Annotated in this window: 13 protein-coding genes; 8 read left to right on the top strand and 5 right to left on the bottom strand. The window is 46.2% G+C overall.

Annotation, left to right across the window (positions count from 1 at the left end; translation table 11 throughout):
- Position 1 precedes the first annotated feature (1 nt).
- The 5 genes from HMPREF1141_RS09555 to HMPREF1141_RS09535 are packed head-to-tail and all read left to right on the top strand — an operon-like array spanning position 2 to position 4,330.
- Entirely contained in the window at positions 2 to 418 is a 417-nt protein-coding gene (locus tag HMPREF1141_RS09555; RefSeq protein WP_009063665.1) for a hypothetical protein, read from the top strand.
- A 5-nt stretch (positions 419 to 423) separates the two neighbouring features.
- Entirely contained in the window at positions 424 to 1,446 is a 1,023-nt protein-coding gene (gene dcm / locus HMPREF1141_RS09550; protein WP_035316875.1) for a DNA (cytosine-5-)-methyltransferase, read from the top strand.
- Between the two features lie 35 nt (positions 1,447 to 1,481).
- Positions 1,482 to 3,428 carry a C40 family peptidase gene (locus tag HMPREF1141_RS09545; protein ID WP_155863592.1) on the top strand — a complete coding sequence of 649 codons (1,947 nt, stop codon included), beginning with the start codon at positions 1,482 to 1,484 and terminating at the stop codon, positions 3,426 to 3,428.
- A 22-nt stretch (positions 3,429 to 3,450) separates the two neighbouring features.
- Positions 3,451 to 3,711: a DUF4315 family protein gene (locus HMPREF1141_RS09540; protein ID WP_009063466.1), complete on the top strand. Its 261-nt coding sequence runs from the start codon at positions 3,451 to 3,453 to the stop codon at positions 3,709 to 3,711.
- Positions 3,701 to 4,330: a DUF4366 domain-containing protein gene (locus tag HMPREF1141_RS09535; RefSeq protein WP_009063685.1), complete on the top strand. Its 630-nt coding sequence runs from the start codon at positions 3,701 to 3,703 to the stop codon at positions 4,328 to 4,330. The genes HMPREF1141_RS09540 and HMPREF1141_RS09535 overlap by 11 nt, the downstream gene beginning before the upstream one ends.
- A gap of 54 nt (positions 4,331 to 4,384) precedes the next feature.
- Here HMPREF1141_RS09535 and HMPREF1141_RS09530 read toward each other — a convergent pair whose 3' ends face one another.
- Entirely contained in the window at positions 4,385 to 4,837 is a 453-nt protein-coding gene (locus HMPREF1141_RS09530; protein ID WP_035316950.1) for a DUF6650 family protein, read from the bottom strand.
- A 68-nt stretch (positions 4,838 to 4,905) separates the two neighbouring features.
- Between HMPREF1141_RS09530 and HMPREF1141_RS09525 the strand changes: the two genes are divergently transcribed.
- The 3 genes from HMPREF1141_RS09525 to HMPREF1141_RS09515 are packed head-to-tail and all read left to right on the top strand — an operon-like array spanning position 4,906 to position 9,412.
- Positions 4,906 to 7,005, top strand: a complete 2,100-nt coding sequence (locus HMPREF1141_RS09525) for a type IA DNA topoisomerase (RefSeq protein WP_009064311.1) — start codon at positions 4,906 to 4,908, stop codon at positions 7,003 to 7,005.
- The gene (locus HMPREF1141_RS16885; RefSeq protein WP_009064212.1) at positions 6,995 to 7,699 is read left to right on the top strand and encodes an antirestriction protein ArdA; all 705 of its coding nucleotides are present in this window, start codon (positions 6,995 to 6,997) and stop codon (positions 7,697 to 7,699) included. The genes HMPREF1141_RS09525 and HMPREF1141_RS16885 overlap by 11 nt, the downstream gene beginning before the upstream one ends.
- A gap of 12 nt (positions 7,700 to 7,711) precedes the next feature.
- Complete coding sequence (locus tag HMPREF1141_RS09515) at positions 7,712 to 9,412, top strand: antirestriction protein ArdA (RefSeq protein WP_009063684.1); 1,701 nt, start codon at positions 7,712 to 7,714, stop codon at positions 9,410 to 9,412.
- 343 nt (positions 9,413 to 9,755) lie between these two features.
- Here the strand turns inward: HMPREF1141_RS09515 and HMPREF1141_RS09510 are convergent, their stop codons facing one another.
- The 4 genes from HMPREF1141_RS09510 to HMPREF1141_RS09495 all read right to left on the bottom strand — a co-directional run bounded on the left by HMPREF1141_RS09510 (position 9,756) and on the right by HMPREF1141_RS09495 (position 14,201).
- Entirely contained in the window at positions 9,756 to 11,258 is a 1,503-nt protein-coding gene (locus HMPREF1141_RS09510; protein WP_009063923.1) for an ATP-dependent helicase, read from the bottom strand.
- A complete protein-coding gene (locus HMPREF1141_RS09505; protein ID WP_009063719.1) occupies positions 11,255 to 12,931 on the bottom strand; it encodes an AAA family ATPase in 1,677 nt (558 codons plus the stop codon). Before HMPREF1141_RS09505 ends, HMPREF1141_RS09510 begins: the two co-directional genes overlap by 4 nt.
- Before the next feature lie 314 nt (positions 12,932 to 13,245).
- Positions 13,246 to 13,779, bottom strand: coding sequence for a DUF1697 domain-containing protein (locus HMPREF1141_RS09500; RefSeq protein WP_009063521.1), 534 nt, complete (start codon positions 13,777 to 13,779; stop codon positions 13,246 to 13,248).
- Positions 13,780 to 13,808: 29 nt separating this feature from the next.
- Positions 13,809 to 14,201 (bottom strand): hypothetical protein, encoded by a 393-nt coding sequence (locus HMPREF1141_RS09495; RefSeq protein WP_009064174.1) that lies wholly within the window; start codon positions 14,199 to 14,201, stop codon positions 13,809 to 13,811.
- Positions 14,202 to 14,241: the final 40 nt, after the last annotated feature.

Genomic DNA, 14,241 nt, shown 5'->3' with positions numbered 1-14,241 from the left:
TATGAAAAATAAAAAACTGTACCTGATTGCCGAGGACACCTACTACAAGCATATTGCCGAGGAAGTCCATCTGTACGGCCTGCTTCACCAGCTTGCTTTTCTGGCCTCCAAAGTAAAAGACCCGGAGGATATGGAGCACCTGAAAGATACCGCCCTCCGCTACGGACAGATTGCGGAGGAACTGTTTGAGGGCTGGAATATCCCCGGCCGATACCTTGTTTACGGCGACAAGGCAGACCTCCATCATCTGAAAGACATTGAGCTTGTGGAGGTTGAGCAGGAGAATTACATGGAAGATGACGACGAGGAAGAACTTTCCCTGCGTGACGCATTGGAGGATTACCGTCAACAGCTTCTTGAAGAAGCGGAAATTCTGGCGGAGGCCGTTGCGGAGCTGGACGCATTGGACGGTGAATAAAGCCTATGGCGGTGCTTACCCATGCAAGCCTGTTTTCCGGTATCGGCGGCCTTGACCTTGCGGCGGAGGCTGCGGGCTTTGAAACGGTCTGCCAGTGCGAATGGGCGGACTATCCCTATTCCGTACTTGAAAAGCATTGGCCGGACATACCGAAATTCAGGGATATTACCACATTCACAAAGGAGGCATTTTTTGAAAAAACAGGACTTGAAACAATCACCATATTATCCGGCGGCTTCCCCTGCCAGCCGTTCTCAACCGCCGGACAGCGGAAAGGATTTGCGGATGAACGCTATCTATGGCCGGAGATGTGCAGGGTTATTGCAGAACTGCGGCCCGCTTGGGTGCTTGGGGAAAATGTTGCTGGCTTCATCGATATGGGGCTCGACAAAACGATATTTGACCTGGCAAAAGCGGGATACGCTGTTCTCCCATTCGTATTTCCGGCTTGCGGCGTCGGCGCGTGGCATGAGCGCCAGCGAACTTTTATCGTCGCGGCTGATGTTTCCCACACCCCTTGCTTCCGACAAGGGCACGAACCGGGACGCGCAAAGCCTGGATGTGTACCTGTCGGAAAACGGCGTGTTCCGCAAGAAGAACAGGAACGGCTCCATCTGGAGCCTGCCCCTGTCTGCGGCGGTGTTCTATCTGACCCCGGTAGCGTCGGATGGTTTCCGCTCCACGCTGAAACCATCGGCCTACGACCCGAACAGGAAAAACGGGAACCTGTCGGCCCAGGTTATCGCAATGGAGAACCCTGCGGCGGACACGGCGGCCTTGAACCCGGATTGGGTGGAATGGCTGATGGGCTTCCCCCGGAAATGGACGGACGTATCCTGTGGGGAAAGGAACCGGAGCACATCCCCCGCATGACGGAGGAAACCAAAAACCGGGCGCACAGGCTAAAAACCCTGGGGAATGCGGTCTGCCCGCCCCAGGCGTTCCCCGTTTTCAAGTACATTGCGGACATAGAAACCGGGCGCTGTAAGAATTGGTGCGTCTTTGGAAAGGCAGGTGATGAAATCTGAAAGAGTATAAAGCACCGGATAAAATCGTGCAGAAAATGACCCGTGCGGGTGCGGAGGTACAGAACTTTGCCACGGGTGAGGCGGAGAATATTTCTTCCCGCCCTGATGATGGCAATATTTCCGAGCAGCCGGTGAACACCGCCGGTAAAGTATTGGACCGTCTGGATAGGTCGCATACACGCCGTACCTCCAAAAAGGCGGCAAAAAAGGCCAGCAAGACCGCTGAACAGGGTATGGAGGCAATAAAGCGGCCATCCTCCCGCTTGCAGTTTACCGACGAGGAACGAGCTACTCCTGAACTCCAAAAAACTATCCGCAAGTCGGATAAGGCGGCGGATAAGCTGGATATGGCACAGGAGAATATCCCGAAGAAAAAGAAGCTGGTCCGTGAGCGCGCTTTTGATGAAACCGCCGGCACAGGTAAAACCCGCCTGCACTTCAAGGAAACGGAAAAACTCTTTGCGGATAAAATGTGGCACACCCCCCTTTCCCGGCCTGTACAGGAAGTGGGCAGGAAGCTCCACGGAAAAATTCGTGAAGTGGAAAAAGAAAATGCAGGCGTTGAGGGCGGTCATGCGGCTGAGAGGCTTGGGGAAAAGGCTGTGGGCAAGGGATACCGTCTTGTAAAAAGCGGTATCCGCCATCATAAACTGAAACCCTACCGGGCGGCGGCAAAGGCGGAACAATCCGCAATTAAGGCCAATGCGGATTTTCTGTATCAAAAGGCTCTCCGGGATAATCCGCAGCTTGTGGCAAGCAACCCTCTCTCCCGGTTTTTGCAGAAACAGCATATCAAACGAAGCTATGCCAAACAGATACGGGATACCGGAAAAACAGTAAAAAATGCGGGCGGTGCGGTCAAATCAGCGGTCATTAAAACCAAAGAGGCGGCGGAAAAGACGGTTAAATTTATCGTCCGCAACTGGAAAGTCGTATTGGTGCTTCTGGCTTTGGGGCTGTTCGTCATCTTCCTATTGGGCGCGCTGCAATCCTGTTCCTCCATATTCGGAGGCGCTTCCTCATCCATTATAGCAACCTCCTATCTTTCGGAGGATTCGGATATGCTGGCGGCGGAGGCGGCCTATTCCGCTATGGAGGCGGAGCTTCAACATGAGCTTGATAACTTTGAAAGCCTGCACCCCGGATATGACGAATACCGCTACGACCTGGACGAGATCGGCCACGACCCCTATGTGCTGATTTCCATTCTCTCGGCGCTCCATGAGGGCGTCTTTACCATAGACGAGATACAGGGAGACCTTGAAATGCTCTTTGAAAAGCAGTACATCCTGACGCTGACCGAGGAAGTGGAGGTACGCTACCGCACGGAAACGGACACATGGACGGATGACGAGGGAAACATCCATACGGATACCTACGAAGTGCCCTATAACTACTACATCCTGAACGTGGAGCTTGAAAACTTCAACCTCTCCCATATTCCCGTGCATATCATGGGCGAGGAAACATTGGGCCTGTACGCAGCGTATATGTCCACCCTGGGCAACCGCCCGGACCTGTTTCCCACGAGAGCCTATCCAAACGCTTCCACGCTGAAAGAGCCAACCTATTACGATATTCCGGCGGAGGCGCTTGCGGATGAAACCTTTGCCGCATTGATTACGGAGGCGGAAAAGTACCTGGGCTTTCCTTATGTATGGGGCGGGAGCAATCCCAGAACTTCCTTTGACTGCTCCGGCTTTGTTTCCTGGGCGCTGACGAACAGCGGCGTATGCAACACAGGCAGGCTTGGAGCCCAGGGGCTTTACAACATTTCTACGCCCGTATCCTCCGCAGACGCAAAACCCGGCGACCTGATTTTCTTTGTGGGGACCTACGACACACCAGGCGTTTCCCATGTGGGTATCTATGTGGGCGGCGGAATGATGCTACATTGCGGAAATCCCATATCCTACGCAAACATCAACACAAGTTACTGGCAAAGCCATTTTTACGCCTTTGCCAGGCCACCGTACAACTAAAATGAATTGGAGGTAATTTTTTATGGCAGCGATTGACAAAATCCGAAACGACATTGAGAAAACCAAAGCGAAGATTGCGGAGCAGCAAAAGCGGCTCCGTGAATTGGAGCAGAAAGCGGCGGAGGAAGAAAACCTGGAAATCGTCCGCATGGTAAAAGCGGTCAAGCTGGACAACAAGGAGCTTTCCGCTTTCCTGAAAGCCTATGCAAGCGGCCGTATCTCTCTGCCTGAAGATATGCAGGCAGATTTGAAAGAACAGGAGGACAGTGAAGATGAAGAATAAAAGAAAAATGCGGTTGTTTGCCGCTCTCCTGGCCGTCATGCTCTGCATGGCGGCCTTTCCATTGACCGCCTTTGCTGGCGGCGGACCTGAATATGAGGAAGCCTTACCCGAAGAACAGGCGGAAGAAACTACGGGCGGATATGAACCGCAACCCCTTACCCCGGAGGGCAACATGAGCCTTGTGGATGACACCCAGGGTGAGGCTTCCGGCGATAAGCAGTTTATTACCGTCGTCACCAAAAACGGCAACTATTTTTACATCATCATTGACCGGGCGGAGGACGGAGAAAACACGGTCCACTTTCTGAACCAGGTTGACGAGGCCGACCTTCTGGACTTGATGGACGAAGAAGTGAAGCCTCAGGAGCCCATTGTTACGCCGGAACCGGAACCCACTCCTGAACCGGAGCCGGAGCCCGAACCTGAAAAGAGCGGCGCGGGCGGTATCCTGGCGGTTATCCTCATTCTTGCCCTGGGCGGAGGCGGTGCGTTCTACTATTTTAAGGTAATGAAGCCCAAACAGTCCGTAAAGGGTAACTCGAATTTGGATGATTTCGATTTTGAGGATGACGAGGACGAAGAAGCGGAATTTGAGGACGAACAGGAGGACACGGAGTAGCGGCAGAAATGATAAACCCGCCGCCCATGAACAGGGCGGCGGGAAACTTATAAGCTAATACTCTTTTGGAATTTCCTTGACGAACTCAATTTGATATTTGTCTGAAAGCCAACTTATTTTTTCACGAAAGATGTTGCGAAATTTCTTCATTGCAATAGAAAAATTGGCATTTGCCCAGTCCCCATTACTGTTTTTATAAATAATGCCTTGTTCACTAACTTTATTTAGGTCATCTAAAAATGTGTTGCAGGCATTAACCATATGTCGCATGGTCTCTATTGTTTCAGCATTGAAACTATATTGCGATAGTAACTGCGTAAGTTTATTTTTTATTTCAATAGCGGATTGCTCACACCACGATTTAATTTCCATTTCGATGGGATTAACTAAAAGTCTTTTGGCTTCAAGAAAAAAGAAAAGCTCCTGTATACCTGACTTATCCGTTTCAGTAAATTCCCATGATACTCCTCCAAACGGGGTATCAATACCAGTTATTTTTATTCCCATATCTATCACCATCCATTTATAAGTATACAACAATAAATTACTTGTAGCAACCAAAAGGAGGACAACCAATGCAACTTATAATCTCTGAAAAACCAAGCGTCGGGGCGGCCATAGCCGCCGCCCTGGGCGCAAGGGACAGAAAAAACGGATACATCGAGGGCAACGGCCTGATTGTTTCCTGGTGTATCGGCCATCTTGTGGGCCTTGCCGACGCAGGCAGCTATGATGAACGTTTCAAAAAATGGCGTTATGACGACCTCCCCATTCTGCCGGATAAATGGCAGTATGTACTTTCCCCCGGCAAGGAAGAACAATTTACCGTTCTTAAAAACCTGATGGAGCGTTCCGGCATATCCGAGATAGTAAATGCCTGTGACGCTGGCCGTGAGGGTGAGCTTATCTTCCGGCTTGTCTATGAAATGGCCGGCTGCACAAAACCCATATCCCGCCTGTGGATTTCATCAATGGAAGATACAGCCATCCGTGAGGGCTTTGGAAACCTGAAACCGAGCATAGAGTATGAAACCCTGTACCAATCGGCGCTTTGCCGCTCAAAAGCGGATTGGCTCATAGGGATAAACGCCACCCGGATTTTTTCCGTCCTCTATCATAAAACCCTGAATGTGGGCCGGGTACAGACGCCTACTCTTGCTATGCTGGTGGAGCGTGACGGTAAAATATCCGGCTTCCAGAAAGAGAAATATTATCTTGTGCGGATAAAATTGGACGGACTGGAGGCTTCCGGCGAACGAATATCCAATTTGCAGGAAGCGCAGAAGATACAAACGGCTTGCCATGAACGGCAGGCCGTTTGCGTTTCTCTGGACAAAGAGAAAAAGACAGTAAAGCCACCGAAGCTCTTTGACCTTACAACCCTGCAAAGGGAGGCCAACCGCATATATGGTTATACGGCGAAGCAAACCCTTGATTACGCCCAAAGCCTCTATGAGAAAAAACTCATTACCTATCCCCGAACTGATAGCCGGTATCTTACTTCCGACATGGCGGATACGGCGGCTGACGTTCTGGAACTGGCGGCGGGGCTTCCGCTCTTTGCCGGATACCCGGACTTTTCCCCGGACGCGGCGGCGCTGATTTCCGACAAGGACGTATCCGACCACCACGCCATCATTCCCACTATGGAGGCGGGAAAGGCGAACCTCACCGCTTTACCTGTTGGGGAGCGTTCCCTTTTCTTCTTGATATGCTGCAAGCTGCTGTGTGGGGCGGCCTCTCCCCATGTTTATGAAGCGGTCACGGCGGTATTTGAGTGCGGCGGATACCGTTTCACCGCAAATGGGAAACGGGTGCTTATGGAGGGCTGGAAAACCTTTGAACGGCTGTTCCGTGCTTCTCTGAAAGAAAAGCCGGAGGACGACACCGGGGATGAAAGCGACCTGCCGGAGCTGGCCCAGGGGAAAATCTTTGAGCGTGCGGCGGCTTTCATTGCCGAGCATTATACCACGCCGCCGAAACCCTATACCGAAGATACGCTGCTTTCCGCTATGGAGCACGCAGGCAAGGACGATATGCCGGAGGACGCGGAGCGGAAAGGTTTGGGAACCCCGGCGACCAGGGCAGCTATCATTGAAAAGCTGGTATCCTCCGGCTTTGCGGAGCGCAAGGGAAAAAGCCTTGTGCCGACAAAAGACGGTATCAATCTGATAACCGTATTGCCGGAGGTTTTGACCTCTCCGCTTCTTACCGCCGAATGGGAAAAGGGCCTGTCTGAAATTGCAAGGAGCGCTGCCGATCAGCGGACCTTCATGGAGGATATACAGAAAATGGCGGCGGAGCTTGTAAACTCTTACTCCCACATTTCGGAGGACGGACAAAAGCTGTTCGCTCCCCAAAAGGAGCCGGTGGGCCTCTGCCCCCGCTGCGGGGAACAGGTGTATGAGGGAAAGAAGAATTTTTACTGCGGGAACCGTGGTTGCGGTTTTGTCCTATGGAAAAATGACCGTTTCTGGCTTTTCCGCAAAAAGGAACTGACAAAAAAGATGGCCGCCGACCTGCTCAAAAAAGGCCGTGTGAAAGTCAAGGGGATGTACTCGGAAAAGAAAGGTACTACCTATGACGCCACGGTGATTTTGGATGACACAGGCGGTAAGTATATCAATTTCAAGCTGGAGTTTGAGAAGAAAAAGGAGCGTGCAAATGAACGGTAATATCACTTCTGATTATATTTTCAAGGCTTATGTGGTGAACGCCCAGGCCTATGACACCGGGGAGCGTGACGCCGGGGCATGGCTGTATTTCCCGCCCTATGCGGAGGATATTCAGGCTGTCTTTGAGAAAATCGGGCTGCCCCATGACGCAACGCCGGATATGTATTTTATGGACGATTATGTCTGCAAGGTGGAGGGCTTAAAGCCGCTTCTCCCCATGTACGGCGACATTGACGAACTGGCGGCGCTGGCCCAGGGGCTTTATGACCTGCCGCCCCATGAATATGACAAGCTGGAGGCCATCCAGTCATCCTCTCTGCGTTTTACTACCCTGGAGCAATTCCGTGAATATCCCTGGAACGTGGATTATTTCTGCCTGGGCACAAAACTCAGGGATGACGCGGCGCTTGGATGGAACTGGCTGGAGCAGCAGGGGCTTACTGAAATCCCCGAAAGCTGCAGGGGAGCCATTGACCCGGAGCCTTTTGGCCGTTATGTGAGGCAGCAGGAACAGGGAATTTTTACTGACAAGGGCTATCTTACCCTCTCCGGTGATAAGTGGCGGCATGAGCGGCCGCTTCCAAAGCGGGAGGAAAAGCAATCCCTGAAAGCGCGTTTGGAGCAGACAAAGAAAAAATGTGCCGCCCGTGATACGAAGCCGGATAAACCGGAAAAACACGGGCCCGAACTTTAAGGAGGTGCTTGTATGTATAACTACGACCATGACTGCCCCTTTGAGGCGTATATTACCAATCTCGGCAAATACAATGAGGGTGAGCTTGTCGGGGAATGGGTGAAGTTTCCCACCACCTATGAGGAAATGCAGAAAGTCTTTGAGCGTATCGGTATCGGCAAGGAAGATGAATTTGGAAATGTTTATGAGGAATGGTTCATAACTGACTACGACTGTTATGTGGACGGTCTGCATGATATTCTTGGGGAATATGAAAGTTTGGATGAACTCAATTATCTGGCTAACGGCATTGAGGCAATGGACAAATCCGATTTTGAGAGGTTTGAGGCAGCCATAGGAATAGGCGACTATGCGGGCAGCGTGAAAGACCTTATCAACCTCACGGAAAACCTGAATAAATATGACTTTTACCCGGATGTTCACGACCACGACGACCTGGGGCGGATGTATATCGACGAGTACGGCGCTATGGAAGTCCCCGACCACCTGAAAAACTATATCGACTATGAGGCATATGGGCGGGATATTGCTCTGGATGAAAATGGCCACTTCACCGATCAGGGCTACGTCCGGGATACGGGAGACAGCTTCACCGAGCATTACGAGGGAAACCGGGATGAAATCCCCTGGGAATACCGTATCACCGCCACGGCGGAGGAACAGGAATTTATCCAGAGTCAGGACGAGGACGAAAAACTGGATATGGCGACAGAGCTCGCCTTTGACCTGGACGAGTTTTTCCGGCAGAAAGACCCGCAGTATGCCGCCGCCCACCCGGACGCCCACGCAGGCAAGGAACTGATTGCGGATTTGCTCCTGGAGGGGAAAACGGCGGCCATCAAGGACAGGCTTGCAGAAATGGCACAGACAGTGGAGGATGAACTTCCCTCCCGTATCGGCAGCTATGAGCAGGCAACTGGCTATGAGGCGTATCTTGATAAGGATGTGGCCGCTGTCCGTGAAAAGCTGGAACAGGCCCAGGAGCCGGAGATAGAACCTATCACGCCAGATGATTTTTTAACCGGGGGAAAAGTTAAAACACCACGGGGGAGCTTTTCTTTGACAAATATGTCAAAGGAGCAGATGGAGGTTGCCGGATATGGCTTTCATCATAGCTCAGATGATGGCCGCTTTCATATCATGGGTAACGGTACACGTGCTTTTGCCATTGTAAATGAAGAAGCACGTACCTATGACATTTATCAGCTAAAGGATTTTTCGGGCAGGCGGGATTATGCCTTTGAACCTCTTGACCGCCTCCATAAGCAGGGCCGCAAGGTGGATATGCAAAACTATGATAAGGTGTATTCCGGCGCCATGTTCCCCGGCGAAAGTCTGGAAAGTATTTATACCCGCTTCAATGTGGACCATCCCCAGGATTTTACCGGGCATTCCCTTTCCGTGTCGGATGTGGTGGTTATCCGGCAGAACGGCCAGGAAACCGCCCACTACTGCGACAGCTTCGGTTTTGCGAAAGTGCCGGAATTTTTGAAGCCGGAAAACTACCTGAAAAATGCGGAAATGGCTATGGAAGATGATTACGGCATGGTTGACGGTATTATCAACAACGGCAGAAAAGAGGTTACGCCCCCCGGCACGGATGAAAAGACTTCCATCCGGGACCGGCTGGCGGAGGCAAAACGGGAATGTGCCGAGCGCAAGCCGCCCGAAATAAAGAAGCCGGAGAAGAATGGCCCGGAGCATGACCTATGAGCAGAAGCAAGAAATGGAAAATAGAATGGGCTTTCTTCCTGGGCAAAAACGGCAGACGGCAGTATAACCGTATATGCAGGCGGTGTATGCATGACTGCAAGCAAAGTTTTCGGGCGGATTTGATACAATGCCCTAAATATATCAGCAGGGAGGCGAAAAATACCCCCAAAAAGTGTTGAAAAAGAGCAATAATATCCTCTGTATCGGCTTCAAATTAGATGGGTAATATCTTTCCCCTTATATGATTATCCCCTTGAAAACACAAGAAAAAAAGTCTGTTTTTGCACCTTTTTACTCCATAAGAAACGGGAGCGTATCCTTTGGGTACGCTCCCGTTCTTTTTTTATTGATATGAAACAATATCATTAAGATTTAATCCACTTTCAGAAAAAATCTTTGTCAAATTAGTTTGAAAGCAATTTGCGTTGTAATTATTTAGCTTGACAATGATTAGTTTGCTTTTTGCTCTTGTTACTGCGACGTAATGATTATATATACTTGGCATATCGGATAATCGGTAGTCCTCTGCAAATACGATAACTTGTTCAAATTCCAAACCTTTTGAAGAATGGAAAGTAATTGCTATATGTTTATATTTTTCGGGTTCAAAAGCTACATGAAAACTCGTGTCAGAAATTGTCCGAAATAATTTCTTTAAGTGATCTGCCCGTGTGCCATATCCTAAATATTCAGCCAATTCATTGATGGCGGTGTAAAAAGAATGCTCATCGTCTATGGATAACTCTATGTCGTTGAGAAGTTTTCTTATTGTGGATACAGTTTTCCGGCTTTCATTTCCTTCAACGGGTATTTCTGCAATAACGTCATAAGCGGAATACTTATCAATTATCATATATTTGGCAACAGCAGAATATAGCCATGCAGTATCCGTAGTAATATCAGCTATTGGTGTTTGTGGAATATAAATATGTTCTATCCCTGCTGTGGTCAGCCCATCCGCCCCTAATCTTGCATTATCATTACTAAACCGCAATAATGCTGATTTTTTATCTGCATCCATTTGTGATATTACTTGCGAAGCCCAATCTGTTCCCGTTGGAGTAAGCCAAATTATATTATCCAGATTATCCAGTGGGTTATAGAGGGTACGGGTCTCTTCACATAATAAATTTGAGTAATTCTGAATTTGCTGGCAAGAACGAAAATTGTCACCCATAAATCTTTTTTCAAAATTCGGCTTGTCCCAAATACTCTTAAATGCTTCTGGATAAGCACCGCGCCATATATAAATTGATTGTTTTTCGTCACCCACAACAAAGGTATCTGTGCTTAATTCATCACATAAATACATAAAGAATTTGTGCATGGATTTATCGCAGTCTTGGTATTCATCAATATAAATCTTAAAATATTTTGCTTGTAAATAGAGTTTACAAGCAGAAGATTTCTCAACAATTTCTTGAGCCAAATCGAAAATAAAATTTCTCTTATTATCGTGATACGAACAGAGAACGCCATCGACATTGATTTTATCTATACCATCTTGAAAAGTTTCAACCTTAATTGCATAATCCGTGCTCATATCTTTATCGAAGTCAGAACCATATACATCTTTCATGAAAGGTTTAATGATTTCTTCAATAGCAAAGCTGTTATTTGTTCCGATAAAATGTTGAATAATATCAACAGATAGACGATCTTTTATTTCTTGCGCGGCTTTAATCGTAAAAGTAATGGCTGCAACTACTTTATGAGTGTGATTATCTTCAATATCTTTCGCAATCTTATTAACCATTGTATGTGTTTTGCCTGTTCCTGCGCTTGCCCGAACAATTAAATTTCCAGAAATGCCTATAATTTCTTCCTGTATCGGAGATAATTTCATTCAGCTACCTCCTTTAAGCACGCAAAATTATAATGACCGTAAATTATCCGGCAATCTGCATCGGAGAGCCTTTCTATTAGTTCCACCATATGGTGGTGTTTTGCATCCTGCAAATACTCAACAGGTTCATCTCCCAAATGCTTTACCAGCCTATCATGTAATATTTCATCTAAGTCATGCTCTAAATCCGATTTTGACAAATGCACCTGATACTCGTCCCTGATTTTATCCAGTATCTCACGGTTTTCACTGTACAGAGCTAATTTTGCCTTAATGCTATTATCAGATATTTGGTCTGTCGGAAGAAGAACTTGGCCAATGATATTATTACAACGCGAAAAGCCTAATACGCTATACGCATCTTTTCCCTTTACTTTTCTCAAGTCATTATCTGTTTTAATTACATTCAAAATATTCAAATTGTCTAAAATGTTGATATAAGCCTCAAACCCAATACCGCCGACCGGAAGAATATAAATTCCGTCTGCCTCATAAAAAGGGTTTATTGTAGAAAGAATTTTCTCAAATAAAAGCTGTTCCGAGGGGCCTTCTACCAATAGAACTCTATCTGCAAAAATTGCTTCCGACAAAGAGCGATTTAGCATTTTTCGATTTTTCTCAAAAGCATCAGGTACTTTATAAAAGGTGCTGGCGCTGGTAATTTTTCTTTCACTATAAATACGGATTAGACTAACATTATCCATTTCATAGAGAACAAAGGGAGAATGGGTAGATATAAACAAATATGTATATTTACTGTCAGTAAACAAAATCTGTGATAAGGCAATCTGCATTGATTTATGCAAATGGTTTTCCGGTTCTTCAACCAAAAATAAATTTATTTTTTTCTCTGCGCTTTCGTCAGATAGCAAATCAAATATTGAATATGATAATAGCTTCTTACGGCCTTCTCCGGCGGTAGGATATAAGTTATCGTCGTCATCCTGTTTTATATATGGAATAATATTTGAATACAGTCCTTTTACAGCAATTTCAGATTTTATCGAAACTGAAATGCCTTCATTCCGAAACTTTTGATATTCCGGAGCAATTCTTGATTCAAAATCTTTAATTCCAGATAGTGATGCTATATGCGTATTCAACTGATCCACCGTACTTTGAATGGTAGATAATATATCTTTATCAGTTTCACTTTCATTTTTGACAAGAAGATTTACATTTTTCTTAAATAATGAATGCAGATCAACATACGAGTCAATGTATATAACATTAAAAACATAATCAAGCTCATACAAATAGCCTCTCTGTTTCATCTCTTGCAATTTGCCTTTATCGCCGCCCCAAAACAATATAGGCAAAGCAAGCATTTCTTTCCTATCGTATTCGGCTTGAAGCTTTATATAAACTTTTTTGTGTTCGCTTGATAATGCACCCTTTAATTGAGCGCGTAGTTTTTGGCAGTCGGTACATATCGTATCGCTTATATCGAGTGTTATCAAGATTTCAATCGGCTTGTCCAAATTTTTATTATGAAAATCAGAGTCCAGAAGATTCAGCTTCCGAACATCCTTATCAAATACATAGCGCAAAGCATATAGGAAGTTTGTTTTTCCTACATCGTTTAAGCCAAAGAATATATTCTTATTTGTTAAGTTAAGATTTATCTTTTCAAAGTTTCTAAAGTTCTTAATTTCTATATTTTCAAACTTCATTGAACACCCTCCCAATGCTAAACCTCAAAACCCAACTTGTTAGGGAAATTATACCACTAATTCGTTTAATAGGCTATTAAAATACTCCCATCATTCTTAATTGGTTGAATTGCAGAAGCCGGATTGCTTTTGCAGTAGTAGGCACTGTGGGACTGTGTGTAACTGGCCGGGTTATGGAGCTGTGGGAAACGGTGTTTGCAGGCTGTGGTAAAGTCTTGTGCTTTTCCATGGGCTGTGAATGCTGTTTTCCATTAGGGGAATGGCCTGTTATGCACATTTCCATAGTGCAAAACAAATTGGAATTTGCGGCTTTGTTACATCCCAACTATTTTTCTAACTGTATTTGCCGTTCTGATTGTCAGTTTGCTACTAATGTTTGCACTAGCTGTCTTTGACCACCAATTTGTCTTTTTATAATCCTTTCGACTAAAAGACCAAAATACTGTTTTTTTGTAGTTCTTTATTTTTTCAAATTCTTCTTTAGGCTCTCCTATTTCACTAAATACCTCAGTAAATGTTGTCGGCGGCATTATAAAAATTAGATTATCATATATTTCCTTGTTTTCAGTTCCCCACCAGTCAGGGGCGTTATGTAATATATCTTCCAGTTCTTCTTTTAATATGACAAAAACCGGTATATCCAAATCAAACCTGTCTTTTATTATTGTTTCAAGCTGACCGGAAAAATCCTCCTCATCATCACTTGAAAAGATGACATTGCCGCTGTTCAGATATGTCTTAACTTCTACTAAACCAAGTTCTTCAAAACCTGCCTTTAATCCAGACATTGAGATTTTATTTTTACCACTTATATTGATGCCCCTTAAAAATGCAATATATCTTTTCATATTATAGATTCACCTCATCAAATTCCTGTTTAACTATCCCTTGCTTTCAGATGGAGCCCCATCATCAAAATAAATCCGAGCCCCATAACTACATAGAACCATACCATATCTTCACCTGTAAAAATATGTGCGAAAAAGCCAAACACAAACGCCCAAAACGCTGAAAGCAGCACTCCGATAATCCAAAATCCTGCTTTTGTATTTTGCAGCCAAAAAAGAATTGCGAACAATACAATCGCTATTACTACGCACAATGCGGGATGAACGTGCCATATTTGATTGCAGATTATTCCGCTGATTGCTGCAAGAAATATACTGTCAAATAAAATGATGTGTCCGAGGAAAAGCCCTATCACGGTAAAGATAAGGCCAATGATAATGCTGATAGCCAGGACAAGCCCATATGTAAACAACCCTGCCATGATTGACCTCCTTTTGTAAATTTCTGCTTTATGGTTTCAT

This window comes from Clostridium sp. MSTE9 (assembly GCF_000277625.1).
Lineage (GTDB): Bacteria > Bacillota > Clostridia > Oscillospirales > Acutalibacteraceae > Faecalispora > Faecalispora jeddahensis.
The sequence above is the reverse complement of the archived record's forward strand: the minus strand, read 5'-3'. Positions and strand labels throughout refer to the sequence as shown.

What these genes read in the sequence shown, in the direction of transcription:
- HMPREF1141_RS09530 (WP_035316950.1), bottom strand. Translation starts at nt 4,837, where the DNA reads ATGGGAATAAAAATAACTGGTATTGATACCCCGTTTGGAGGAGTATCA.
- HMPREF1141_RS09500 (WP_009063521.1), bottom strand. Translation starts at nt 13,779, where the DNA reads ATGAAAAGATATATTGCATTTTTAAGGGGCATCAATATAAGTGGTAAA.
- HMPREF1141_RS09510 (WP_009063923.1), bottom strand. Translation starts at nt 11,258, where the DNA reads ATGAAATTATCTCCGATACAGGAAGAAATTATAGGCATTTCTGGAAAT.
- dcm (WP_035316875.1), top strand. Translation starts at nt 424, where the DNA reads ATGGCGGTGCTTACCCATGCAAGCCTGTTTTCCGGTATCGGCGGCCTT.
- HMPREF1141_RS09555 (WP_009063665.1), top strand. Translation starts at nt 2, where the DNA reads ATGAAAAATAAAAAACTGTACCTGATTGCCGAGGACACCTACTACAAG.
- HMPREF1141_RS09525 (WP_009064311.1), top strand. Translation starts at nt 4,906, where the DNA reads ATGCAACTTATAATCTCTGAAAAACCAAGCGTCGGGGCGGCCATAGCC.
- HMPREF1141_RS09515 (WP_009063684.1), top strand. Translation starts at nt 7,712, where the DNA reads ATGTATAACTACGACCATGACTGCCCCTTTGAGGCGTATATTACCAAT.
- HMPREF1141_RS09505 (WP_009063719.1), bottom strand. Translation starts at nt 12,931, where the DNA reads ATGAAGTTTGAAAATATAGAAATTAAGAACTTTAGAAACTTTGAAAAG.
- HMPREF1141_RS09535 (WP_009063685.1), top strand. Translation starts at nt 3,701, where the DNA reads ATGAAGAATAAAAGAAAAATGCGGTTGTTTGCCGCTCTCCTGGCCGTC.
- HMPREF1141_RS09495 (WP_009064174.1), bottom strand. Translation starts at nt 14,201, where the DNA reads ATGGCAGGGTTGTTTACATATGGGCTTGTCCTGGCTATCAGCATTATC.
- HMPREF1141_RS09540 (WP_009063466.1), top strand. Translation starts at nt 3,451, where the DNA reads ATGGCAGCGATTGACAAAATCCGAAACGACATTGAGAAAACCAAAGCG.
- HMPREF1141_RS16885 (WP_009064212.1), top strand. Translation starts at nt 6,995, where the DNA reads ATGAACGGTAATATCACTTCTGATTATATTTTCAAGGCTTATGTGGTG.
- HMPREF1141_RS09545 (WP_155863592.1), top strand. Translation starts at nt 1,482, where the DNA reads ATGACCCGTGCGGGTGCGGAGGTACAGAACTTTGCCACGGGTGAGGCG.